This window comes from Pseudomonas sp. M1, from assembly GCF_022760135.1.
Taxonomy (GTDB): Bacteria; Pseudomonadota; Gammaproteobacteria; order Pseudomonadales; family Pseudomonadaceae; genus Pseudomonas; species Pseudomonas citronellolis.
The window spans coordinates 3,508,415-3,532,412 of sequence record NZ_CP094343.1; the positions used below are offsets into that span (position 1 = coordinate 3,508,415).

Consider the following 23,998-nt stretch of genomic DNA (forward strand, 5'->3'; position numbering starts at 1 on the left):
GGGTATCAGCCGCGGGCGCTCTCCGGCCCCAGCTCGCGCAGGCCATGGCGCACGCTCAGGCCTTCCAGCTCGGCGAGGTAGTCGTCCAGGCCCAGCAGGCCGACGCAGGGCGTGGCGCCGCGTTTGTCCAGGCGCCCGGCCGCCAGCTTGCGGGCCAGGGCCACCGCCGCCATGCAGGGGATGTTCGGCCCGTGGTCGTCGGCCGCCTGCAGCTCCCAGCACAGGCGCAGGGGCCGGCCGTCGGCGCCCTCGCCTTCCAGGCGCACGAACATGCCGCTGCGCCCGTCGCCCAGCGGCTCCAGGCCCTGGGCCAGGCGCTGCAGCCAGGGGCTCAGGCGGCTGGCGTCACGCAGCACGCCCAGGCGCACCAGCCAGGACAGAGCCCAGGTGCCGAAATGCGTGCTGCGCAGGCCCAGGCCGGCGCCGAAGCGCACTTCGCGCACCGTCGGGTAGCGCTGCGGGAAGAGTTCCAGGTCGGGCACGTCGCAGTTGGCCAGCCAGCGCCGCCCCAGGGGCGCCGGGAAGCGGTGGGCGACCAGGTCCTGCCAGCCGTACACCGCCTGCCAGCGGCCGTCGCGCAACTGGCGCAGCGGCTTGCCGCAGTAGCCGAGCACGGCCGCCAGGGTGGCCTGGCCGGGAATCTTCGCCGACGAGCTGATGCCGTGGTGGATGGCGTCCAGGCGGGCGAAGCGCGGCAACAGTTCATCGACCACCGCGGCGCTGAGCGCCGGCACCGAACTGGCGCCGGCGCACACCAGCACCCCCGCACTGCGCGCCGCCCGGTCCAGCTCGCCGATGGCGCAGACGAATTCGCGGGCGTCGGCCAGGTCGACGTAGTGCGCCCCCGCCGCTACCGCGGCGCGCGCCGCCCGGTAGTCCTGGGCCTGGAACGGGCCGGCGGTGGAAATCAGCAGGTCCACCCCCAACTCGCGCAGGCGCCCGGCGAGGGTCGGCTGGTTCATGTCCAGGCACACCGCCTCGCCGCCCACCTCCGCGGCCAGCAGGCCGGCGCGCTTGCGGTCGCGCCCGGCGACCAGCACGCGCATGCCGTCGATGCCGGCCAGGCGGCGGACGATCAGGCTGCCGAAATTGCCATAGCCGCCGAGCACCATGACGCGAAAATGGCCGGGTGATGCCGACATCGCTCCTCCTTGACGATCAGCCACTCAAACGGCCCACAGGGTAACGCGCGGTGAACGCAACGAACATGACAACCTCGCCGCCGCGCTCAACCGGGCTTGCCGGCGGGATGGCGCGGCAGGTCGTCGTCCAGCGGCCACCAGTTGGCCGCCGAGGCCACGTAGTAATGAGCCTCCGGGCGGCTCGGCAACTCCCCGTCGAGGGCGCCGGCACGCAGCCGCAGGATGCCGGGCAAGGCGTCGCGCTCGCTGTAGATCGGCGAGCCGCAGCGCGCAGAACCAGCGGCGCTTGCCCGGCGAGGACTCGAAGGCGCGCAGCTGTTCCTGGCCCGCCAGCAGGCGCAGGGCCTCGCGGCGCACCGGGATGTTGGTGGCGAAAGGCCCGCCCTGGGCCTTGCGGCACTGCCCGCAGTGGCAGACCTGGATGGGCGCCAGCTCGCCTTCGAGCACGAAGGCGATGGCGCCGCACAGACAGCTTCCCCGGTACATGCCTTGCTCCCCTATCCATGAAAGACGCCAGTCTAGGGGATGTGCGCAGGCGCTGCAGCCCTGCCGTTGGCTGGTCCGGCCTCAGTCGCCATAAGGCGGGTACTGCTCGCCCGGCGCGCGTTTGTGGCGCTGCGGGCTGGGGCCTTCGCGGGGTGGGTGGGGTGGCTGCGGCGGGTCGATCTGCGGGTCGGCCAGGTCCGGCGAGTCGGGGTCGAAGCCCAGGCTCCTGACGATTTCCGCGTCCTGCTCGGCGTCCCGCGGGTAGCCCGGCAGGCCGCGGGCGGCGTTTTCGCCGTCGCGTTGCGGCCAGGGGTTGCCCAGCCATTTGTGCAGAGTCGGGTTCATGGCGACCTCCGGTCGATGCGGCGATGGCCATTGGAGGACGATGGCGGGCGCAGGTTCGCTCTTTTCGTCGGACAGCCGTTCAATGTCCGGCCGGCGGTGGCAGACGGATGTGCCGCGCCAGTTCCTCGAACAGCGTGACCACGGTGCGCAGGGCCCGGCAGTCCGGCCGCGTCAGCAACCACAGCGCGGTGGCGCAACCCGGCAGGTCGTATTGCAGCACGCGCAGGCCGTCGCCTTCGCGCAGCAGGTAGTCCGGCAGCGCCGCCAGGCCCAGGCCGGCGCGGCACAGTTCGAGCACCGAGAGGATGCTGCCGCAGCGGTAGGCCGGGGTGAGCGCCGGGTACAGCTGGCGACGCCAGGCGACGCTGGGGTGGTCGGGCATGAATTCGTCCGGAGCGATCCAGCTCAGTTCGCTCCAGTCGCGCCCGGCCTGGGCGGCCAGGTAGCTTTCGTGGGCGCACAGGGCGTAGCGCACCTCGCCCAGGCAGCGGCCCACCAGGTAGTCCGGCGGCGCGGTGGTCAGGCGCAGAGCGACGTCGGCGTCGCGCCGGCTGAGGTTGGCGAAGGCGTTGGAGGTGGAGAGTTCCAGGTGCAGGCCGGGGTAGCCGCCCATGAAACGGCCCAGCGCCGGCAGCAGCAGGCCGTGCAGCACGGCGTCGGTGCAGGTCAGGCGCACCGTGCCGCTGAGCACTTCGCGACCCTGCTCCAGGCCCACCCGCGCCGCCTCCAGGGCCTGCTCAGCCAGTTCCGCCTGGCGCGCCAGCTGTTGCGCGGTGGCGCTGGGCAGGTAGCCGGCGCGGCCCTTCTCGAACAGCGCCATGCCCAGGGCCTTCTCCAGCCGGCGCACCGCGCGGAACACCGTGGACACGTCCACCGCCAGCAGTTCCGCGGCCCGCGCCAGGCTGCCGCCGCGCACCAGAGCCAGTACCAGGGAAAGGTCGGCGTATTCCAGTCGATATTGCATTGACGCACTCTTGAATTGCGCAACCGCCCATTTCGATTGCATCGGCGCAACTATAAATTGCCCGGAGAAGCCCGCCAACGGGCGCCAGCGCAGGGGGAACGAGCGATGCGGAAGGTGCGGAAACTACTGCGGATCGGCCTGATCGGCGACCGCGACAGCCGGGTCACCGCGCACTGGGCCATTCCCCTGGCGCTGCAGCAGTCGCTGCTGCCCCATGCCGGCGCCTTGCGCCTGGAGTGGCTGGATACCGAGCGGCTGGCCAACGGCCTGGCGCTGGACGCCTACTCCGGCTTCTGGTGCACCCCCGGCAGCCCCTACCGCAGCACCGAGGGCGCGCTGCGCGCCATCACCTACGCGCGCACCCGCGGCGTGCCCTACCTGGGCACCTGCGCCGGCTTCCAGCACGCGCTGCTGGAACGCGCCCGCAACGTCCTGGGCTGGGACGACGCCGCCCACGGCGAGGTCGAACCGCGCGCGGCGCGGCCGGTGATCCACGCCCTGCCCTGCTCGCTGATCGAGGTGCGCGAGGACATCCGCCTGCAGCCCGGCTCGCGCCTGGCCAGCGTCTACGGCAAGCCGAGCATCCGCGAAGGTTATCGCTGCAGCTATGGCGTCAACCCGGATTACCAGGCGGCGCTGTTCGACAGCGGCCTGCACGCCAGCGCCCACGGCGAGGACGGCAGCATCCGCGCCCTGGAGGCCAGCGACCATCCGTTCTTCGTCGCCACCCTGTTCCAACCCGAGCGCAAGGCCCTGGCCGGGGTCAGCGTGCCCCTGGCCGAAGCCTTCCTGCGCGCCGCCAACCAGTACGCCAGGAGCGCAGCATGACCGCCACGACGCCCGAGCCACCCTACTACGCGGTGATCTTCACCTCCCTGCGCACGCCGCTGGAGGCCGGCTATGGCGAGGCGGCCGAACGGATGCTCGAACTGGCCGCCGAGCAGCCGGGGTTCCTTGGGGTGGAGTCGGCGCGTGGAGAGGACGGGCTGGGTATCACGGTGTCGTACTGGCAGGACGAAGACAGCATTCGCCGGTGGCGGGAGAATGCCGAGCACAAGCTGGCACGTGAAGGTGGACGGCGGGATTGGTACGAGCGTTTTCGCGTGCGGGTGGCGAGGGTCGATCGGGCCTATGGGTTCGAACGCCACTGCCCGTAGGGCGCATAACGCCTCCGGCGTTATCCGCCGTTTAGCCTTGATCCCCGGCGACTCCAGGGGAGACCTGGGCGTTGGCCATGGCGTCGGTGTATCGGCGGATAACCGCGAACGGTTATTCGCCCTACGGATCCAGGGACGCACGGTCGTAGGATGGGGTGACCTGCGAAACCCATGCTGCCACGGCGATGGGTATCGCTTCGCTCAACACCATCCTACGAAAGACGCCGCCATGTAGGAGCGGACTCCGTCCGCGATTCGCTACAACCACCAGCGCAACAGGAAGAACACCCCCATGCTCAGCAGCACGCTGAGCAGCGTGTTGCGCGTCCACAGCACCAGCCCCACCGCCACCAGCGAGCCCAGCAGGTAGGGGTTGTCCAGGCGCAGGTTCAGCTGGTGCTCGGGCAGGAACACGATGGGCCCGCAGATGGCCGTGAGCATCCCCGGCACGGCGAAGCCGAGGAACTGCCGGACGTTGCTGCCCAGGCGGATGGGCAGGCGCGGTTCGAGGAACACGTAGCGGTTGAAGAAGACGATCAGCCCCATGCCGATGATCACGGCCCACACCATCATACCGACCTCCCGCCGAACTTGTTGCAGACAAAGCCCGCGGTCATGCCCGCCAGGCCCGCGAGCACCAGGGCCGAGCCCAGTTGCCAGTAGCTGAACAGCACCGAGCAGAACAGCGACACCGCCACGCAGACCACCGTCGGCACGCTGCGCACCACCGGCGCGATCAGCGCCACGAAGGTGGCGGCCACGGAGAAGTCCAGGCCCAGGTGCTCCAGGCCCGGGATGCTGCTGCCCAGCAGCACGCCGGCCAGGGTGAAGAGGTTCCAGGCCACGTAGAAGGTCAGGCCCACGCCCAGGGCGTACCAGCGGTTGAAGGTCTCGCGGTCGTGCTGGCTGGTCAGGGCGAAGAACTCGTCGGTGAGCAGGAAGCCCAGGCCCAGGCGCCAGCGCCCGGGCAGTCCGGCGATCACCGGGCGCATGCTCATGCCGTAGAGCAGGTGCTGCGAGGTCAGCAGCAGCGTGGTGATCATGATCGAGAAGAACCCGGCGCCGCCCTTGAGCATACCGATGGCCACCAGTTGCGCGGCGCCGGCGAAGACGATGGCCGACAGGCCCTGGCCGTGCAGCGGCGAGAGGCCGGCCTCGATGGCCAGCGAGCCGGCCAGCAGGCCCCAGGGCAGCACCGCGATGGACAGCGGCAGGATGGCGATGGCGCCCTTGAGGAAGGCGCGGGAGGGAAGCAGTTGTTCTGACATGGATGACGCTTTCGAGGCAGTAAGGCGCCCAGCTTGGCAGAAACCTTCGTCGCCCGCCTTGAACGTTCTTGCGCACTTGCCAGTGGCGCATTGGAAAGTGTTAGGCACTTTCCGCCTGGAGTAGATGAATTTTCCGACTGACCGTTCGTAGGCCGATACCTAGGATGGCTACAGCTCCCACTACCTCCTTGCGGTCCCTGTCGTGCGTATCTTCCTGCTGTCGTTGTTCTGCCTGTTTCCCCTGGCCACATCGGCCGACCTGCTGGACGCGCCGACCTGGCGCAGCTACCAGGCGCAGGAAGGCGCCCTGACGCAGTTCTTCCGCCCCGGCGCGCAGCCCGGCCTGAAGCCCGGCGCCCCGGACGGCGACATGCACCGCCTGCTGCAGAGCGCGCAGGAACTGGTGGGCACGCCGTACCGCTGGGGAGGTACCTCGGCGAAAACCGGCTTCGATTGCAGCGGCCTGCTGGTCTACCTGTTCCGCAAGGAGATCGGCCTGGAGCTGCCGCGCACCACCCGTTCGATGATCCGCCAGAAGCACCGCCAGGTGCCGCGCCACGCGCTCAAGCCGGGGGATGCGGTGTTCTTCAGTCACAATGGCGGCGCGCGGGTCAGCCATGTCGGGCTGTACCTGGGCGACGACCGCTTCATTCACGCGCCGCGCAGCGGCAAGTCGGTGCGCATCGATTCGTTGAGCAACAATTATTGGGATCGTAATTTCACCACGGCGCGGCGGTTCAGGCACTGAAGTTCGCGGTTATACGCCGATACACCGAGACCACAGCCAACGCCCAGGCCAACCCCGGAGCCGCCGGGAACCAAGGCCAAACGGCGGATAACGCCGTAGGCGTTATGCGCCCTACGCCAGACCCGAGCTTGACGTAGGGCGTATAACCGTTCGCGGTTATACGCCGATACACCGAGGCCACAGCCAACGCCCAGGCCAACCCCGGAGCCGCCGGGAACCGAGGTCAAACGGCGGATAACGCCGTAGGCGTTATGCGCCCTACGGAGAGGGGCGGGGTCAATCGGCCTTGGCCGCCTTCTCGCCTTCGGTGGCGATCTGGCCGGCGTCCCAGCCGCCGCCCATGGCGGCTATCAGTTGCACGCTGGCCACCAGGCGGTTGCCGTAGAGGCTCAGGACGTTGCGCTCGTTGGACAGCGCGGCGGTCTGGGTGGTGACCACGCTGTTGTAGTCCACGGTGCCGGCCTTGTACTGGTTGCTGGTCAGGCGCAGGGCTTCGCGGGCGGCGTCCAGGGCTTCGTTCTGCGCCCCGCTCTCCTCTTCCAGCACCTTGAGCTGGACCATGTAGTCCTCCACCTCGCGCATGCCGTCGAGCACGGTCTGGCGGTAGCTGGCCACGGTCTGGTCGTAGCTGGCCTCGGCCTGTTCCACCTGGGAGGAAATCAGGCCGCCGTCGAACAGCGTCATGGCGAACTGCGGGCCGATGGACCAGTAGCGGTTGGGCGTCTCGATCCAGTCGTGGAAGCTGCCGCTGCGGTAGCCGCCGGCGGCGCTGAGGGTCAGGTCCGGGTACCAGGCGGCCTTGGCCACGCCGATCTTGGCGTTGGCCGAGATCACCTGGCGCTCGGCGGCGGCGATGTCCGGGCGCCGCTCCAGCAGCTGCGAGGGCACCAGCGCCGGGATCGCCGGCAGCTTCGGCACCTGGCCGGTGGCGGCCAGGCCGAAGTTGGCCGGGGCCTGGCCCACCAGCACGGCGATGGCGTGCTCCAGCTGCGCGCGCTGGTACTTGAGGTCGATGGCCTGGGCCTCGGTGCTCTTGAGCTGGGTGCGCGCCTGGGCCACGTCGGCCTTGGTGACGATGCCGGCGTTGTACTGGTTGGTGGTCAGCTTGAGCGCGCGCTCGTAGGCCTCGACCGTGTCGTTGAGCAGCTTGATCTGCTGGTCCATGACGCGCAGCTGCAGGTAGTTCTGCGCCAGTTGCGACTGCAGCGACAGGCGCGAGGCAGCCAGGTCCGCGGCGCTGGCGTCGCGGCTGGCGGTGTCGGCTTCCAGCTGGCGGCGCAGCTTGCCCCACAGGTCCAGTTCCCAGCTCACGCCCAGGCTCGCGCTGTAGCTGTTGCTGATGCCGCCGCTGCCGCCACTGCTGACCGTGGAGCCATCGGGCAGGCGCACGCTGCCGCTGCCACTGCCGCCCTGGCCGGAGCGGGTCTTGCCGACGTCGGCGCTGATGGTCGGGAAGAAGGAAGCGCGCGAGCCCTTCACCAGGGCCGCGGCCTGGCGGTAGGAGGCCTCGGACTGCGCCAGGGTCTGGTTGGCCTTGAGCAGGCGCTGCTGCAGGTCGTCCAGCACCGGGTCGGCGTACAGCGTCCACCACTGGCCGTGGCCCGCCAGGTCGGCCGGCTGCGCCTGGCGCCAGCCCTCGCCTTCCTTGAAGGCAGCCGGCACGCTCAGCTCGGGGCGCTTGTAGTCGGGGCCGACCGCGCAGCCGGCGAGCGCCGCGCACAGCGCCAGGGCGAGCAGGCTGCGGGATGGGTTCGGGCGGTTCATAGCGGAGTCTCCAGGGCGCCGTCGGTGCGCACGCCGCGCTTCTGGTTGACCCAGTGGCGCAGGCGGTCGAGGTAGAGGTAGACCACGGGGGTGGTGTAGAGGGTGAGCAGCTGGCTGCCGATCAGGCCGCCGACGATGGTCATGCCCAGCGGGCGGCGCAGCGCGGCGTCGCCGCCGATGCCGAAGATCAGCGGCAGCGCGCCGAGGATGGCAGCCAGGGTGGTCATCATGATCGGCCGGAAGCGCTTCATGCAGGCTTCGAGGATGGCTTCGCGCGGCGACAGGCCGAGGGTGCGTTCGGCGTCCAGGGCGAAGTCGATCATCATGATGGCGTTCTTCTTGACGATGCCGATCAGCAGGATCACCCCGATCAGCGCGATCAGCGACAGCTCGGTGCGGAACAGCATCAGCGTCAGCAGCGCGCCCACCCCCGCCGAGGGCAGCGTGGAGAGGATGGTCAGCGGGTGCACGTAGCTTTCGTAGAGGATGCCCAGGACGATGTAGACCGCCACCAGCGCCAGCAGGATCAGCCAGGGCATGTCGTTCTGGGTGTCCTGCACGGCGCCGGCGTTGCCTTCGAAGCTGGCCTGGATCTCCAGCGGCAGGTGCAGCGGCTCCAGGGCTGCCATCACCGCGTCGCGGGCCGGGCCGATGAGCGCGCCGGGAGCCAGGTTGAAGGAGAAGGTGGTGGCGGCGAACTGCCCCTGGTGGTTGACCGCCAGCGGCGCGCGGCTGGGCTCCACGTGGGTGAAGGCCGACAGCGGCACCTGCTGGCCGTCGGCGCCGATCACGTAGACCTGGCGCAGCTCTTCGGGGGTCTGCTGGAACGGCTGGTCCACCTCCATCACCACGTGGTACTGGTTCAGCGGGTTGAAGATGGTCGACACCTGGCGCTGGCCGTAGGCATTGTTCAGCACCGCGTCCACCGCCGCCACGTCGATGCCGAGGCTGGCCGCGCGATCGCGGTCGATCACCAGGCGGCTCTGCACGCCCTTGTCCTGGGCGTCGCTGTTGACGTCCACCAGTTGCGGGACCTTGTTCAGCACCGCCTCGACCTTCGGCGCCCAGTCGCGCAGCAGGGTGAGGTCGTCGCTGCGCAGGGTGAACTCGTACTGCGCGTTGCTCTGCCGACCGCCGATGCGCACGTCCTGGCCGGCGGTGAGGTAGAGGTTGGCGCCGGGGATTTCCGCCAGCTTCTTGCGTAGCCGCGCGACTATGGCCTCGGCGGAGTCGCGCTCGGTGATGGGCTTGAGGGTGACGAAGAAGGAGCCGGTGTTGCTCGACTGCCACCTGCCGCCGCCGACGAAGCCGACCACGTTCTCCACCCCCGGGTCCCGGGAGAGGATGTTGCGGAACTCCGCCATCTTCTTGTCCAGGGCCTGGAAGGAAATGCTCTGGTCGGCCACCGCGAAGCCGCGCAGGCGCCCGGAGTCCTGCTGCGGCAGGAAGCCCTTGGGCACGATGGCGAACAGGTAGAGGTTCAGCGCGATGCAGCCGAACATGATCACCACCATCAGCCGCGAGTGCTCCAGCGCCCAGGCGAGGCTGGCGCGGTAGCGCAGCATGAAGGCAACGAAGTAGCGGTTGCTCTGCCGCGCCACCGATGCCTTCTGCGGCCGCTCGGCGCGGCGCAGCAAGCGCGCGCAGAGCATGGGCGTGAGCGTCAGGGAAACCACCAGCGAAACCAGGATGGCCGCCGCCAGGGTCACCGAGAACTCGCGGAACAGCCGCCCGGTGATGCCGCCCATGAGCAGCAGCGGGATGAACACCGCCACCAGCGAGAGGGTCATCGACAGCACCGTGAAGCTCACCTCGCGGGCGCCGCGGATGGCCGCCCGGATCGGGTGGTCGCCCTCCTCGATGCGCCGGGCGATGTTCTCCACCACGACGATGGCGTCGTCCACCACGAAGCCGGTGGCGATGATCAGCGCCATCAGCGACAGGTTGTTCAGCGAGAAGCCGCACAGGTACATGACGGCGAAGGTGCCCACCAGCGACACCGGCACCGCCAGGCTGGGGATCAGCGTGGCGCGGCCGTTGCGCAGGAACAGGTAGACCACCAGGATCACCAGCAGCACCGAGATCACCAGGGTCAGCTCGGCCTCCTCCAGGGAGGAGCGGATCGAAGGGCTGCGGTCATCCATGACGCTGAGCTTGACCTGCGGGCCGAGCACGTCCTGGATGATCGGCAGCTGCGCGTGGATGGCGTCGGTGGCCTCGATGATGTTGGCGCCGGGCTGGCGGGTGACGATCAGCAGCACCGCCGGCAGGTTGTCGGAGAAGCCGGCATTGCGCACGTCCTCCACCGAGTCGCTGACCTTGGCCACGTCGCGCAGGCGCACCGCGGCGTTGGTCTCGGCGTTGTAGTGGATGATCAGCGGCGCGTACTCGCTGGCCTTGCGCAGCTGGTCGTTGGCGTCCACCTGCCAGTGCCGCTCGCCGAACTCCAAGGCGCCCTTGGGCCCGGTGGCGTTGGTGTTGTCGATGGCGGTGCGCACCGTGTCCAGGGAAATGCCGTAGTGGCTGAGCTGGTCCGGGTTGACGTCCACCCGCACCGCCGGCAGCGAGGAGCCGCCGATGCTCACCTGGCCCACGCCCTTCACCTGGGACAGCTTGGGCGAGACGATGGTCGAGGCCAGGTCGTACATCTGCCCGCGGGTGTAGGTGTCCGAGGTCAGGGTGAGGATCATGATCGGCTGGTCCGACGGGTTCGCCTTGCGGTACGTCGGGTTGTTCGGCATGCCGGTGGGCAGCAGGCTCATGGCCGCGTTGATCGCCGACTGCACCTCGCGGGCGGCGCCGTCGATGTCCTTGGACAGGTCGAACTGGACGATGACGGTGGTGTTGCCCAAGGAGCTGGTGGAGGTCATGTCGGTGACCCCGGCGATGCGCCCCAGCGAGCGCTCCAGCGGCGTGGCCACGGTGCTGGCCATGGTCTCCGGGCTGGCGCCGGGCAGCGCCGCCTGCACCACGATGGTCGGGAAGTCGACGTTGGGCAGCGGCGCCACCGGCAGCAGGCCGAAGGACAGCGCCCCGGCCAGCAGCAGCGCCAGGGTCAGCAGCAAGGTCGCCACCGGCCGCAGGATGAACGGGCGGGAGATGTTCATCAGCCCTGCTCCAGGCCTTCGTCGGGGCTGTTCACGTCCAGCCCGTGGCGCTTGCGCCAGTCGGCCCAGCGCAGCGCCAGGCGGTCGAAGTAGAGGTAGATCACCGGGGTGGTGAACAGCGTCAGCAGCTGGCTCAGCAGCAGGCCGCCGACCATGGTCACGCCCAGCGGCTGGCGCAGCTCGGCGCCGGCGCCGCCGGCGAGCATCAGCGGCAGCGCGCCCAGCAGCGCGGCCATGGTGGTCATCAGGATCGGCCGGAAGCGCAGCAGGCAGGCCTGGTAGATGGCCTCATGGGGCGGCTTGCCCTCGTTGCGTTCGGCGTCCAGGGCGAAGTCGATCATCATGATCGCGTTCTTCTTGACGATGCCAATCAGCAGGATGATGCCGATGATCGCCACGATGCCGATGTCCTGCCCGGCCAGCATCAGCGCCAGCAGCGCGCCCACGCCGGCCGAGGGCAGCGTGGAGAGGATGGTGATCGGGTGGATGAAGCTCTCGTAGAGGATGCCCAGCACGATGTACATGGTGACGATGGACGCCAGCACCAGCAGCAGGGTGTTGGACAGCGACGCTTCGAAGGCCTCGGCGGCGCCGCGGAAGCTGCCTTCCAGGCTGGCCGGCATCTGCATCTGCGCCTCGACGTCGCGGATGGCCTGCACCGCCTCGCCCAGGGCCACGCCCTTGGCCAGGTTGAAGGACAGCGTCGCCGAGGGGAACTGGGCGATGTGGTTGACCGCCAGCAGAGTGTGGCGCTCCTCCACCTTCGCCAGGCTCGACAGGCGCACCTGGGTGCCGTCGCTGGCCGGCACGTAGAGGTTCTCCAGCGACTGCGGGCCGAGCTGGAAGTCCGGCGCCACCTCCAGCACCACGCGGTACTGGGTGGCCTGGGTGAAGATGGTGGAGATCAGCCGCTGGCCGAAGGCGCTGTAGAGCACGCTGTCGATGCTCGACAGGCTCACGCCCAGGCGCGAGGCGGTGTCGCGGTCGATGTCGATGTAGGCCTGCAGGCCCTTGTCCTGCCAGTCGCTGGCCACGTCGGCCAGTTGCGGCAGCTGCTGCAGGCGCTCGACCAGCTTGGGCACCCATTCGGCGAGCACCTCGGGGTCGGCGTCCTGCAGGGTGAACTGGTACTGGGTGCGGGCGATGCGGTCCTCGATGGTGAGGTCCTGCACCGGCTGCAGGTACAGCTTGATGCCGGCGACCTTGTCCAGCTTCGGCTGCAGGCGGCGGATCACCTCGCTGGCGGTGAGGTCGCGCTCGCTGTGGGGCTTGAGGTTGATCAGCATGCGCCCGGTGTTGAGGGTGGCGTTGCTGCCGTCGACGCCGATGAAGGACGACAGGCTTTCCACGTCCGGGTCGGCCAGGACTACCTTGGCCAGTTCCTGCTGGCGGCTGGCCATGGCCTGGAAGGAGATCGACTGCGGCGCCTCGGCGATGCCCTGGATCACCCCGGTGTCCTGTACCGGGAAGAAGCCCTTGGGCATGAACAGGTAGAGCGCGGCGGTCAGCAGCAGGGTGCCGATGGCCACCAGCAGGGTCAGCCCCTGGTGGCGCAGCACCACGCGCAGGGCGACGGCGTAGCGCTCGATCATGCGTTCGATGAAGCGCCCGGCGGCGCGGGCGAAGCGGCCTTCCTGCTCCGGCTCGATGTGCTTGAGCAGCTTGGCGGCGAGCATCGGCGTGAGGGTCAGGGAGACGAAGCCGGAAATCAGGATGGCCACCGCCAGGGTCACGGCGAACTCGCGGAACAGCCGCCCGGCCACGTCGCCCATGAACAGCAGCGGGATGAGCACGGCGATCAGCGAGAAGGTCAACGAGATGATGGTGAAGCCGATCTGCCTGGAGCCCTTGAGCGCCGCTTCCAGGGGGCTGTCGCCCTGCTCCAGGTAGCGGGCGATGTTCTCCACCATGACGATGGCGTCGTCCACCACGAAGCCGGTGGCGATGGTCAGCGCCATCAGCGTCAGGTTGTTGATGGAGAAGCCGGCCAGGTACATGACGCCGAAGGTGCCGATCAGCGACAGCGGCACGGCGAAGCTGGGGATCAGGGTGGCCGAGAGGTTGCGCAGGAACAGGAAGGTGACCATCACTACCAGGCACACGGCGAGGAACAGCTCGAACTGCACGTCGGCCACCGAGGCGCGGATGGTGGTGGTGCGGTCGGTGAGCACCGTGACTTCCAGGTTGCCCGGCAGGGTCGCCTGCAGCTGCGGCAGCATCTTCTTGACGCTGTCCACCACCTCAATGACGTTGGCCCCCGGCTGGCGCTGGATGTTCAGCACCACCGCCGGGGTGTCGTTGGCCCAGGCGGCCAGGCGCACGTTCTCGGCATCGTCCTCGACGCTGGCGACGTCGCGCACCCGCAGCGGCGAGCCGTTCTTGTAGGCGATGATCAGGTCGCGGTAGGCGTCGGCGGACTTGAGCTGGTCGTTGGCGTCGAGGGTCGAGGAGCGCGTCGGGCCGTCGAAGCTGCCCTTGGGCCCGTTGAGGTTGTTGCTGGTGATGGTGCTCTGCAGGTCTTCCAGGCTCAGCCCGGCGGCGGCCAGGGCCGCGGGGTTGGCGCGGATGCGCACGGCCGGGCGCTGGCCGCCGCTGATGCTGACCAGGCCGACGCCGGAGATCTGCGAGATTTTCTGCGCCAGGCGCGTATCGACCAGGTCCTGGATCTTCGGCAGCGGCATGTCCGGGGACATCACCGCCAGGGTCAGGATGGGCGCGTCGGCCGGGTTGACCTTGCTGTACACCGGCTGGTTGGGCAGGTCCTTGGGCAGCAGGCTCTGCGCGGTGTTGATCGCCGCCTGCACTTCCTGCTCGGCTACGTCCAGGTCGACCTGCAGGCTAAACTGCAGGGTGATCACCGAGGCGCCGCCGGAGCTGGTGGAGGACATCTCGTTGAGCCCGGGGATCTGCCCCAGCTGGTTCTCCAGCGGCGCGGTGACCGAGGAGGTCATGATGTCCGGGCTGGCGCCGGGGTACAGGGTGACCACCTGGATGGTCGGGTAGTCCACCTCCGGCAGCGCCGAGATCGGCAGGAAGCGGTAGGCGATGATGCCCGACAGCAGGATCGCCACCATCAACAGCGTGGTGGCGACCGGCCGCAGGATGAACAGGCGCGACGGGTTCATTCGCTCTTACCGCTGTCCTGGGCCGGGGAGCCCGAGCCGAAGGGTTTCGGCGAGGCCGCCTCGCCCTCCTCGGTGGCGGCGGCGCGGGCCTGTTCGTCGCTGGCGACTATGTGCAGGAGGGTGCCGTCGCGCAGGCGGTCGGTGCCTTCCACCACCACGCGCTGGCCTTCCTTCAGGCCCTCGGTGATGACCACCCGCTCGTTCTCGCTGGTGCCCAGGCTGACCAGCTGGCGCTTGGCCTTGTTCCCGGCGTCGGCGATGTACACGTAGGTGCCGTCGTTGCCGCGCTGCACGGCGTTGGCCGGGATGGTCAGCACGCCATGCAGTGTCTCGGCGAGCAGCCGCACGTTGACGAACTGGTTGGGGAACAGCTTCTGGTCGGCGTTCTCGAAGACGGCCTTGAGCTTGACCGTGCCGGTGGTGGTGTCGATCTGGTTGTCGAGGGTCTTGAGCACGCCGCTGGCGAGGGTCAGGTTCTGGTTGCGGTCCAGCGCCTCCACCGGCACCGGCTGGCTGCCGGACAGCTGGCGGGCGACGGTGCCCAGCTGCTGCTGCGGCAGGCTGAACACCACGGAGATCGGCTTGACCTGGGTGATCACCACCAGCGGCGTGGTGTCGCCGGAGGTGACCAGGTTGCCGACGTCCACCTGGCGCAGGCCGACACGGCCGGAGATGGGCGCGCGCACCTGGGTGAACTCGAGGTTGAGCTTGGCGTCGTCGACCTGGCCCTGGTTGGTGCGCAGGGTGCCTTCGTACTGGCGCACCAGGGCTTCCTGGGTGTCGAGGGTCTGCTTGGCAATGGAGTCCTCGGCATACAGCCCCTTGTAGCGCGCCAGGTCGATCTGCGCGTTCTTCAGCTGCGCCTGGTTCTGCTGCAGGGTGCCCACCGCCTGGTCCAGCGCCGCCTGGAAGGGCCGCGGGTCGATCACCGCGAGGACGTCGCCGGCCTTGACCTGCTGGCCTTCCTGGAACGGCACCTTGACCAGCTGGCCGCTGACCCGCGCCCGCACGTTCACCGTGTTGTAGGCGGTGACGGTGCCCAGCGCGTGGTAGTGCACCGGCAGGTCGCCCTTGGCCACCGGCGCCACGCTGACGGTGATGGCCGTGCCGCCGCCCTGCCCGCCCGGCCCGCGCCCGGCCATGGCCGCCCCGCGAGCGCCGCGCCCGCCGCCGGCCTGGGGCTCCGGCGCCGAGCTGGTCTTGTGCAGCCACATGCTCAGCCCCACCACGGCGGCGAAGACGGCGGCGGTGATCAGCCAGGGGCGCAGCTTGCGGAGTTTCGAGGGCGTTCCATTGCTTGGAGTCATAGCGGTCATCAGGCGGCCAAAGGTTAGGATGATAACGAGGCGCAAGGCAAAGCGCCGCATCCACGACGCGGCGCCCACACTTCTATACCTTCAGGGTCGAACGATAAGCACAGCAAGGCGCCGGGCAAAGTCTCTTTACCCGCTATTTACCTTTGTTTTACCGAGAGTTACGGCGCCCGGGCGAGGTTGCGCCGCAACTGTTGCCACAGCAGCAGGGCCAGGGCTGCTGCTCCCCGCACAACGCCAAAAACGAAGATGCCGCCCGGCCATTGGGCGGGGCGGCATCCGGGGCCTGCGGCAGCCGGGGCTGCGGCGGGCGATCAGCTCAGCGCGGCGACGGCGGCGGCGTAGTCGGGCTCGTCGGCGATCTCACCGACCAGTTGGCTGTGCAGCACCTGGTCGTTCTCGTCCAGCACCACTACGGCACGGGCGGCCAGGCCGGCCAGCGGGCCGCTGGCGATGGCCACGCCGTAGTTGGCCAGGAAGTCGGCGCCACGCATGGTCGACAGGTTGACCACGTTCTCCAGGCCTTCGGCGCCGCAGAAGCGCTTCTGGGCGAACGGCAGGTCGGCGGAGATGCACAGCACCACGGTGTTGGCCAGTTTGCTGGCCTCGACGTTGAACTTGCGCACGGAGGTGGCGCAGGTGGGGGTGTCGACGCTGGGGAAGATGTTCAGCACCTTGCGCTTGCCGGCGAAGTTCTCCAGGGTCACGTCGGCCAGGTCGCCGCCGACCAGCTTGAAGGCCGGGGCCTTTTCGCCTTTCTGCGGCAGTTTGCCGTCGACGTTGATCGGGGAGCCCTTGAGGGTGACTTGAGCCATTGCGGTATTCCTTCTATCGAGGGGATGGCCCCGCCGGAGAGGTCGGCGGGGCCGGGGATTTCGGGGCCGGGCGTCATCCTAGCATGAACTTGTCCGAGTGAATCTGTCGGGAATGACGGGGTAAGGTGAGGCGTATCAGGATGACTCAGGATTCTCCCCCCACTCCGAACAGCCCCCTCTCCCTCCGGGAGAGGGCAACGGACTTCGCCCACACACTCTGCCAAACCTCTACTCCGCTCCCCCTCCCTAACCCTCCCCCGCAAGCGGGAGAGGGAACCGTTCGGCATGAAGCGCAATCACCAGGCTCCCTGAACCACAATGCGCAAACCGCAGGCGAACGGCTCCAGGAAAGCACGGTCGTAGGAGCAACTGTCTTGCGGGCCGCACCGGGGCGCTCTTCGTAGGATGGGTTGAGCTTGCGAAACCCATGCGGTTGCGCTGATGGGTATCGCTTCGCTCAACACCATCCTACGAAAAGCCATGCTCACTCATGCGGCAGGAGCGGACTCTGTCCGCGATCACCCCACCAGCCGCACCGGACCATCCGACGACACAGCCCCATTGCGACGCTATCCTGCAACCACACCCTCAGGAGGCTCCATGCGACCGCTTTATCCCGCCCTGCTCCTCGCCCTCTCCCTCCCCGCTCTCGCCCAGTCCGACGGCCCCTGCCAGGTCACCGCCGTCGCCAGCGGCGATCGCCTGACCTGCCGCCTGGCCGAGCGCAGCGTCGATGTGCGTCTGCGCGGCATCGAGGCGCCCAGGGCCGGCGAACCCTATGCCCAGGCTTCCCTGGACAACCTGCGGCGCCTGGCCGAGGGCCGCAGCGCCACCCTGGTGCTGCCGCGCGAGGAAGCTGCCGGTGCGCTCAGCGCCGCCGTATGGGTGGAGCCCGCGGACTGTCCGGGCTGCGGCCATACCCTGGACGTCGGCCGGGCGCAGCTTGCCGTGGGCATGGCGCGCTGGCGGGTGGACGATCCCCAGGGCGAGGAAGAGCGCGCCCAGTACAACTTCGAGGAACAGGAAGCGAAGGCGCGCAAGGTCGGCCTGTGGCGGCCGGCGCGCACGCCCTGAAAGCACGAAGCCCCGGCACTGCCGGGGCTTCGTCGCTCTACTCGCAGCGGATCAGGCGCTGGCGAAGGCCGAGGCGATCTCGGCGCGGGCGCCCTTGATGGCGTTGGCGCGCGGTTCCTCGCCGTAGGCCAGGCCCTCGGCGCGGATCACTTCGATGTCGGTGATGCCGAGGAAGCCCAGCACCAGCTTCAGGTAGTCCTCGTGGGCGGCGCCGCTCGGCTGGCCGGCGTGCAGGCCGCCGGCGGTGGAGACGATGATCACCTTCTTGCCGCCAGCCAGGCCCTGCGGGCCGTTCTCGGTGTAGCGGAAGGTCTTGCCGGCCACGGCGATGCGGTCGATCCAGGCCTTCAGCTGGCTGGGCACGGTGAAGTTGTACATGGGCGCGCCTATGACGATGGCGTCGGCGGCGAGGAACTCCTCGATGCTGTTCTCGCCCAGGGCGGCTTCGTGCTTCTGCGCGGCATCGCGCAGTTCCGCCGGGGTGCCGGCGGCGACCAGGCTGGCGGCGGACAGGTGGCTGATGGCGTCGGCGGCCAGGTCACGGTAGGTCACCTGTACGCCCGGCTCGGCGGCGGCCCAGGCCTGGACCACTTCCTGGCTGAGCTGGCGGGAGGCGGAGGCGTCGCCGAGGATGCTGGAATCGATGTGCAGAAGTTTCATGGGGTGGCTCCTGTGAATGGGGGTAGGAAGCGATGGGACGGATGCTACGCATGTAGCCAATGAGCGATAAGTCGGCAAAAATGCGATGAATCGTCCCACCAGCAGGACAATCCCATGCAGGACCTCAACGATCTCTTCTATTTCGCCAAGGTGGTGGAAGCCGGTGGCTTCGCCGCCGCGGGCCGCGAACTGGGGCTGCCGAAGTCGCGGTTGTCGCGGCGCGTCGCCGAGCTGGAGGCGCGCCTGAACGCGCGCTTGCTGCAGCGCACCACGCGCAAGCTGGCGCTCACCGACATCGGCGAGCGCTACTACCGGCACTGCCAGGCGATGCTGGTGGAGGCGGAGATGGCCGACGAGGTGGTCGCCCAGCTCAGCGCCGAGCCCCGCGGGCGGGTGCGCCTGTCCTGCCCGGTGGCGATGGCCGAGACGTCGCTCAACGCCATGCTGCCGGGCTTTCTCGCCAGCTATCCGCAGGTCAACCTGGAGCTGCTGCTGACCAACAGGCGCGTCGACCTGGTCAACGAAGGCGTGGACGTGGCGCTGCGCGTGCGCGCCCCCAGCGACGAGGACCCGTCGCTGGTCACCCGCCGCCTGCGCCCGGCCGCTGCGGTGCTGGTGGCCGCGCCGGAGCTGCTGCGCGGCCGCCGGTTGCAGGGCCCGGACGACCTGGCCGGGCTGCCGGTGCTGGGCGCCATCGGCAACGACCGCAAGGTGCACCTGCAGTTGCACGGCCCCGGCGGCGCAGTCCGTGAACTGGCCCTGGAAGCGCGCCTGGCGGCGGAAGACTTCAACCTGCGCAAGAACGTGGCGCTGGCCGGCCTGGGCATCACCACCCTGCCCCTCTATTACTGCCTGGAAGAACTGGCCAGCGGCCAACTGGTGCGGGTGCTGCCCGACTGGCAGGAACCGGCGGCCTTTATCCAGGCGGTGTACCCGCACCGGCGCGGCCTGCTGCCGGCGGTGCGGGCGCTGATCGATTACCTGGCCGAGGGCTTCGGCCGCAGCGACGAACCGCTGTAAGGCGGCTCAGAACGCCGGCAGTACCCGCGCCAGCAGCACGCCACCGAGCAGGCGGTCCAGCCAGAACACCTGGTGCAGCAGCACTATCGCCCAGAACACCAACTGGTAGCTGGGCTTGCGCGTCTTGTGGCGCAGCAGGCGCTGGGCCAGGAAGGCGCCCGGCCAGCCGCCCAGCAGTTCCAGCAGGTGCAGGGTCTGTTCCGGCGTGCGCCAGGCGCCCTGCTCGGCGCTGCGCTTGTCGCGCCAGTAGGCGAAGAAGGCGACCAGGCTGAACAGCGGGTAGGCCAGCAGCCACCAGGGCGCGGCGCCGGCGAGCAGCAGGCGGCCGGCGCCAACCGCAGGCAACAGCAGCAAGGCGGCGAGCCAGCCCAGCGCCCTGCCCCAGCCGTTCGGCCGGGACGGCTCGGCGATCTGCCGGCCGCTGCGGACCTTGGCGCGGGTCGCAGGCGCCGCCGGCTTGCGGCGGATCTCGGGCAGGTCCACGGCCAGCCCGGCCAGGCGCGCATGTTCGGCGCGCGGGCGGCCCTGGCGATCGGAACCTGCGACGAAGCGCACCGCATCGCCGGCCTGGGGCCGGCGGTCGCCGCGGAATGCCGAGATGTGCAGGAAGAATTCCTCGCCGCCGGCGCGCGGGCGGATGAAGCCGAAGCCCTTGTCGTCGTCCCAGCGGCTGATGACGCCGTCCTTTTCCATGTTCATCCGCGCGGCCTCAGGGAGCGGCACTGCTCCAGTCGATCAGGCTGAACTGCCAGGTCGCCAGGATCAGCAGGCCGAAGCCGATGCGGTACCAGGCGAACATCGCGTAGCTGTGGTTGGCGATGAACTTCAGCAGTCCGCGCACGGCGATCATGGCGAAGATGAAGGAGGTGACGAAGCCCACGGCGAACACCGGCAGGTCGCTGGGCTGGAACAGGTCGCGGTACTTGTAGCCGGAATAGACGGCGGCGCCGACCATGGTCGGCATGGCCAGGAAGAAGGAGAACTCCGTGGCTGCCTTGCGCGACAGGCCGAACAGCAGGCCGCCGATGATGGTGGCGCCGGAGCGCGAGGTGCCGGGGACCAGCGCCAGGCACTGGGCGCAACCGACCTTCAGGGCGTCCTTCCAGGTCATGTCGTCGACGCTCTCGGCGCGGATGCGATGCTCGCGCTTCTCGGCCCAGAGCATGACCACCCCGCCGACCACCAGCGCAGCCGCCACCGTGATGGGGTTGAACAGGTAGTGGTGGATCAGGTCGGCGAAGGCCACGCCCAGCACCACGGCGGGGAAGAAGGCGACCAGCAGGTTGACGGTGAAACGCTGTGCGCGAGGCTGGCTGGGCAGGCCGCAGATGACCTCGAGGATTTTGCCGCGGAACTCCCAGACCACCGCCAGGATGGCGGCCAGCTGGATGATGATGTTGAAGGCCTGGGCCCGCTCACCGACGAAGCCCAGCAGGTCGGCGACTATGATCTGGTGCCCGGTGCTGGACACCGGCAGGAACTCGGTCAGCCCCTCGACCACTCCCAGGACGAACGCCTGAAAGGCATTCCAAAACTCCATACTGCTTCCCCCGAAGGCGCATTTTTCGTGTTTCTTCTGTTTTGTGTGCAGCCATCCGGCCCCGCTGGTGGGCCCGACGAAAGGCTGGGCATGCTACTGCATTGCAGTGCCGCGGGTCAGCGTGTAACGAAAATTTCTCGCATCTGCGCAATCCACCCTCCGGCCCTGGCCGCGAACAGGCGGTGGAATGAGACAGGCAGCGCTCGCGATCATTCCCTTAACACTCGCATTCCCTTCGCTAAGCCCTTGAAATGAAAAGTGCACATTCGTACCAAAAGCCCCTCTGAGTGGCCATCATGTATCAGCCCTGAAACAGCCCGAGAGTGCTCAGCCTCAGGAATGACGCAAACAACGATGGCATCACGAAAAACTGTTTCAACGCTGATACGCCTGCACGCAAAGCCCCATTCCAGAGGACTTGCCCCACTTTTGGTGGGGATGGCCACCCGCCCTTCTGTCTCAACGGCGAAACAGGTTTCTCTCAGAGGTTTCTGACAGCAATTCGTAAGCCCATGAATTTCAAGCGATAAGCAAAAGCGGCACGGCTTCTGCTCCATCCCGGTACTGCTGTTTAGGGCACAGCGCACCAGAAGGGATCGCCATCATGGGGAACATCGACTCAAGGATCGTCGGACTGCTCGCCTCCCTCGCCTGCATGACCGCTGCTGCGTTGCCGCCGACGGTCCAAGCAGGTGACGGCACCATCGTCATCCAGCGCACCGTACAGCCACGGGTCGCCACCCGCCCGACCATGGTGCCCGATCCGAATCCGATCACCGTCAATCCGAACATCTCCGCCCAGATCAACCGCCAGGTCGGCAACGCCGAACTGGATGACACCGAGTTCGCCCGCGTCACCAGCGGCTCGAGCCTGTCCCAGCGGATTCTCCCGGGCGGCAACCTGGTGGGCATGGACAATGGCGTCAACCAGACGCTGCAGTCCGGCAGCCTGGGTGGCGGCGGCGGCAGTGGCGCCGGCATCTCCAACTCGGTCAATCGCACCGTGCAGCAGGGCCTGTCGCCGCTGCGCATGCTGACGGGAGATCGCTGACATGAAAGCACGCCTGCCCCTTCTCGCCCTGCTCTGCTGCTCCAGCGCCTTCGCCGCCGACCCGCAGCTGGTGAACAACGCCAGCATCGACAACGCCGGGCGCGGCTACAACGGCGTGGCCAGCGTCAACCAGGCCGCCGGCGACGAACAGCAACAGGCCAACGGCCGCGCCATCGCCATCGGCACCAGCGGCGGCGCCAGCACCCGGTTCCAGCAGACCGTCATCACCACCGCCGACCCGAGCCAGGCCGCCAAGGCCTCGATCACCGGCAACTCGTTCTCCAACGGCAGCGGCGCCCTGGGCGTGAACCAGGCCGCCGGTACCGCCAACCAACAGGTCAACGCCATGAGCATCAGCGTCACCGCGGTGCCTCAGAGCGTCGACGACAACGTGCTGTCGCAGCAGAACATCACGTTGTCCCAGAACTCCGGCCCAGCCGGTTCCACCATGGGCAGTCGGCAGGTCGTCACCAGCGACCAGGCATTCGCCGGCAGCCGGGGGGTGGTCCAGGTGAGCCAGAGTGCCGGTATCGGCAATCGCATTGCCAATACCTTGAGCATCCGGGTCGCAGATTGACCCACGCCAACAACCAGAAACACTAAGCACACTAAATGCAAGGAGATACACCATGAAACCTACAATGGCCCTCAAGCCTCTGGTTTTCGCTGTTACGGCAGTCATGGCTGTAAGTGTTTACGCAGGCAATGACCATGATCGTGACCGTCGCCACGGCCATGACCACGACAACCATCACGGCCAACAGCAGTACGATCCGTACAAGGACCCGCGGATTCAGGCCGGCGCCAGCGCTACCGTTACCGATAGCCAGAACAGCTACGACAACAACGTCATCAACCAGGGGACCAAGAACACCGCAGGTGTCAGCAACTCCCTGGGTGGCGCTTCGGGCAACGTCGGGGCCAACGTCGCCGCTGGCGACATGAACCAGCAGGCCAATGCCGCCGCGCTGGCCACCGCGGATGAACACTTCATCTTCGGCTCCGCCTACGCGTCCACTTCGGTGACCCAGACCAACACCAACAACACTGCCTGGAACTTCTCCACCGCCAACAACGCCGCTCTGAACAACTCGGCCAACGGCGCCTCGGGCAACGTCGGCATCAACATCGCCGCCGGCAACTACAACCAACAGAAAAACGACATGGCCGCCGCCGTTTCCGGTGGGCGCCTGGCCGGTGCCAACAGCGGCGCCAGCCAGACCTCCAGCGGCAACAACGTAGCCAACCTGGGCATCGCCACCTTCGACACCAAGACCCTCAAGTCCAGCTTCTACGCTCATGGCACCTATCAGGGCCATGGCTCGGGCGTAGTGCTGGATGACCCGGAAAAAGGTGGTCATCACGACTACAAAGACAACGACCGCAACAAAGTGGACAAGGATCCGCTGTACTTCAGCGAGTCGGGCTCCATCGATCTGCGTGGCCAGGCTACCTATCAGGTCCTGGTTCCCAGCGGCTGGAAGGACCCGGTCGTGAACAACGCGTCCATCAACAGCTCGCTCAACGGCGTGTCGGGTAACGTAGGCGTGAACGTTGCTGCCGGCGTCGGCAACCAACAGAGCAACTCGCTGTCCATCGCCGCCGGTTGCCAGGCTTGCGTAAGCACTGGCGCAGTCACTGGCTTCTAAGCGACATCGTGCTGTACCTGGAGGCTCCGGCAACGGAGCCTCCCCTTTCTCAGCGCTGGCATAGGCGTCACGATCATGCGCACGCTCGCTTTCCTGCTCCTCGCACTCTGCTCCGGCCTGCTCCAGGCCGCGCAGCTGCCCTTCGCCATACTGCCCGGGGGCACGCTGGCCTATAAGCATGTGGAGAGCATCCGCGAACGTCGCTTCAGCAACCTGGTGGAGCAGAAGACCGACTTCAGCTGCGGCGCCGCCGCACTGGCCACCATCCTGCGCACCGGCTACAACCTCGACGTCGACGAGGAGTTCGTCATCCGCGGCATGCTGGTCAAGGCCGACCCCCAACTGGTGCGTACCCAGGGCTTCTCCATGCTGGACATGAAGACCTACCTGGAAAGCATCGGCATGCGGGCCCGCGGCTACCGCATCCCGGTCTCCTCCCTGGAGAAGCTGACCATTCCGGTGATCGTGCTGCTGGACGTGCGCGGCTACAAGCATTTCGTCGTGCTGCAGCGCACGCACAACGGCCACGTCTACGTGGGCGACCCCGTGCTCGGCCACAAGCGCTACACGGAAGAAGATTTTCTCAAGGGCTGGAACGGCATCATCTTCGCCATCATCGGCCCCGGCTACGACAGGGCCAACGCCCTGATGAGCCCGCCGGAACCCCTGACCGCGAAGAACCGCCTCGATACCTTCCGCCCCGTCAAGGACGCGGAGCTCATGGATTTCGGATTCATCCAGAGCGACTTCCTGTGAGCCAAACGATAACG

At 68.1% G+C, this 23,998-nt stretch carries 22 protein-coding genes and 1 pseudogene; 9 read left to right on the forward strand and 14 right to left on the reverse strand.

The genetic code is table 11. The features are described 5' to 3' along the window. Positions 1 to 5: 5 nt before the first annotated feature. From PM1_RS15505 to PM1_RS15520, 4 genes and pseudogenes are all read right to left on the reverse strand, one after another. Positions 6 to 1,142, reverse strand: coding sequence for a saccharopine dehydrogenase family protein (locus PM1_RS15505; protein ID WP_009621845.1), 1,137 nt, complete (start codon positions 1,140 to 1,142; stop codon positions 6 to 8). Positions 1,143 to 1,469: 327 nt separating this feature from the next. Beyond that, a pseudogene (locus PM1_RS15510) lies at positions 1,470 to 1,628 on the reverse strand (GFA family protein); the annotation flags it as partial. An 81-nt stretch (positions 1,629 to 1,709) separates the two neighbouring features. After that, positions 1,710 to 1,973, reverse strand: a complete 264-nt coding sequence (locus PM1_RS15515; RefSeq protein WP_009621843.1) for a DUF6021 family protein — start codon at positions 1,971 to 1,973, stop codon at positions 1,710 to 1,712. A gap of 79 nt (positions 1,974 to 2,052) precedes the next feature. After that, on the reverse strand, positions 2,053 to 2,937 hold the full coding sequence (locus PM1_RS15520; RefSeq protein WP_009621842.1) for a LysR family transcriptional regulator: 885 nt from the start codon (positions 2,935 to 2,937) through the stop codon (positions 2,053 to 2,055). A 105-nt stretch (positions 2,938 to 3,042) separates the two neighbouring features. Here PM1_RS15520 and PM1_RS15525 point away from each other — a divergent pair, with 105 nt between their 5' ends. Continuing rightward, entirely contained in the window at positions 3,043 to 3,765 is a 723-nt protein-coding gene (locus PM1_RS15525) for a CTP synthase C-terminal region-related (seleno)protein (RefSeq protein WP_009621841.1), read from the forward strand. Continuing rightward, positions 3,762 to 4,094: an antibiotic biosynthesis monooxygenase family protein gene (locus tag PM1_RS15530; RefSeq protein ID WP_009621834.1), complete on the forward strand. Its 333-nt coding sequence runs from the start codon at positions 3,762 to 3,764 to the stop codon at positions 4,092 to 4,094. The genes PM1_RS15525 and PM1_RS15530 overlap by 4 nt, the downstream gene beginning before the upstream one ends. Positions 4,095 to 4,352: 258 nt before the next feature. On the opposite strand, the gene PM1_RS15535 is transcribed toward PM1_RS15530, so the two are convergent. Together PM1_RS15535 and PM1_RS15540 are read right to left on the reverse strand one after the other, a co-directional pair. Beyond that, on the reverse strand, positions 4,353 to 4,667 hold the full coding sequence (locus PM1_RS15535) for an AzlD domain-containing protein (protein ID WP_009621832.1): 315 nt from the start codon (positions 4,665 to 4,667) through the stop codon (positions 4,353 to 4,355). Beyond that, a complete protein-coding gene (locus PM1_RS15540; RefSeq protein WP_009621830.1) occupies positions 4,664 to 5,362 on the reverse strand; it encodes an AzlC family ABC transporter permease in 699 nt (232 codons plus the stop codon). Before PM1_RS15540 ends, PM1_RS15535 begins: the two co-directional genes overlap by 4 nt. Before the next feature lie 202 nt (positions 5,363 to 5,564). On the opposite strand from PM1_RS15540, the gene PM1_RS15545 reads away from it, so the two are divergent. Further along, the gene (locus PM1_RS15545; protein WP_009621828.1) at positions 5,565 to 6,110 is read left to right on the forward strand and encodes a C40 family peptidase; all 546 of its coding nucleotides are present in this window, start codon (positions 5,565 to 5,567) and stop codon (positions 6,108 to 6,110) included. Positions 6,111 to 6,386: 276 nt separating this feature from the next. Here PM1_RS15545 and PM1_RS15550 read toward each other — a convergent pair whose 3' ends face one another. The 5 genes from PM1_RS15550 to tpx all read right to left on the reverse strand — a co-directional run bounded on the left by PM1_RS15550 (position 6,387) and on the right by tpx (position 16,234). Next, positions 6,387 to 7,874: an efflux transporter outer membrane subunit gene (locus tag PM1_RS15550; RefSeq protein WP_009621826.1), complete on the reverse strand. Its 1,488-nt coding sequence runs from the start codon at positions 7,872 to 7,874 to the stop codon at positions 6,387 to 6,389. After that, a complete protein-coding gene (locus PM1_RS15555) occupies positions 7,871 to 10,981 on the reverse strand; it encodes a multidrug efflux RND transporter permease subunit (RefSeq protein WP_009621824.1) in 3,111 nt (1,036 codons plus the stop codon). Before PM1_RS15555 ends, PM1_RS15550 begins: the two co-directional genes overlap by 4 nt. Next, positions 10,981 to 14,106 (reverse strand): MdtB/MuxB family multidrug efflux RND transporter permease subunit, encoded by a 3,126-nt coding sequence (locus PM1_RS15560; protein WP_009621823.1) that lies wholly within the window; start codon positions 14,104 to 14,106, stop codon positions 10,981 to 10,983. The genes PM1_RS15555 and PM1_RS15560 overlap by 1 nt, the downstream gene beginning before the upstream one ends. Next, a complete protein-coding gene (locus tag PM1_RS15565) occupies positions 14,103 to 15,413 on the reverse strand; it encodes an MdtA/MuxA family multidrug efflux RND transporter periplasmic adaptor subunit (protein ID WP_024128895.1) in 1,311 nt (436 codons plus the stop codon). The genes PM1_RS15560 and PM1_RS15565 overlap by 4 nt, the downstream gene beginning before the upstream one ends. 320 nt (positions 15,414 to 15,733) lie before the next feature. Continuing rightward, a complete protein-coding gene (gene tpx, locus PM1_RS15570; protein ID WP_009621821.1) occupies positions 15,734 to 16,234 on the reverse strand; it encodes a thiol peroxidase in 501 nt (166 codons plus the stop codon). Positions 16,235 to 16,834: 600 nt separating this feature from the next. Between tpx and PM1_RS15575 the strand changes: the two genes are divergently transcribed. Next, a complete protein-coding gene (locus PM1_RS15575) occupies positions 16,835 to 17,308 on the forward strand; it encodes a thermonuclease family protein (protein WP_009621820.1) in 474 nt (157 codons plus the stop codon). Positions 17,309 to 17,359: 51 nt separating this feature from the next. Here PM1_RS15575 and PM1_RS15580 read toward each other — a convergent pair whose 3' ends face one another. Next, positions 17,360 to 17,968, reverse strand: coding sequence for an FMN-dependent NADH-azoreductase (locus PM1_RS15580; protein WP_009621819.1), 609 nt, complete (start codon positions 17,966 to 17,968; stop codon positions 17,360 to 17,362). A gap of 114 nt (positions 17,969 to 18,082) precedes the next feature. Between PM1_RS15580 and PM1_RS15585 the strand changes: the two genes are divergently transcribed. Then, the gene (locus tag PM1_RS15585; protein ID WP_009621818.1) at positions 18,083 to 18,988 is read left to right on the forward strand and encodes a LysR substrate-binding domain-containing protein; all 906 of its coding nucleotides are present in this window, start codon (positions 18,083 to 18,085) and stop codon (positions 18,986 to 18,988) included. Positions 18,989 to 18,994: 6 nt separating this feature from the next. On the opposite strand, the gene PM1_RS15590 is transcribed toward PM1_RS15585, so the two are convergent. Both PM1_RS15590 and PM1_RS15595 read right to left on the reverse strand, forming a co-directional pair. After that, on the reverse strand, positions 18,995 to 19,681 hold the full coding sequence (locus PM1_RS15590) for a DUF1294 domain-containing protein (protein WP_043273017.1): 687 nt from the start codon (positions 19,679 to 19,681) through the stop codon (positions 18,995 to 18,997). A 16-nt stretch (positions 19,682 to 19,697) separates the two neighbouring features. Continuing rightward, a complete protein-coding gene (locus PM1_RS15595; protein WP_009621814.1) occupies positions 19,698 to 20,528 on the reverse strand; it encodes an undecaprenyl-diphosphate phosphatase in 831 nt (276 codons plus the stop codon). A gap of 604 nt (positions 20,529 to 21,132) precedes the next feature. Between PM1_RS15595 and PM1_RS15600 the strand changes: the two genes are divergently transcribed. The 4 genes from PM1_RS15600 (at position 21,133) to PM1_RS15615 (ending at position 23,984) form a co-directional block, all read left to right on the forward strand. Further along, the gene (locus PM1_RS15600) at positions 21,133 to 21,579 is read left to right on the forward strand and encodes a hypothetical protein (RefSeq protein ID WP_009621812.1); all 447 of its coding nucleotides are present in this window, start codon (positions 21,133 to 21,135) and stop codon (positions 21,577 to 21,579) included. Position 21,580: 1 nt separating this feature from the next. Next, entirely contained in the window at positions 21,581 to 22,156 is a 576-nt protein-coding gene (locus tag PM1_RS15605) for a hypothetical protein (RefSeq protein WP_009621810.1), read from the forward strand. Between the two features lie 52 nt (positions 22,157 to 22,208). Then, positions 22,209 to 23,228: a hypothetical protein gene (locus tag PM1_RS15610; protein WP_009621808.1), complete on the forward strand. Its 1,020-nt coding sequence runs from the start codon at positions 22,209 to 22,211 to the stop codon at positions 23,226 to 23,228. 75 nt (positions 23,229 to 23,303) lie between these two features. Further along, the gene (locus tag PM1_RS15615; RefSeq protein WP_009621806.1) at positions 23,304 to 23,984 is read left to right on the forward strand and encodes a C39 family peptidase; all 681 of its coding nucleotides are present in this window, start codon (positions 23,304 to 23,306) and stop codon (positions 23,982 to 23,984) included. The last annotated feature ends 14 nt before the right edge of the window (positions 23,985 to 23,998 follow it).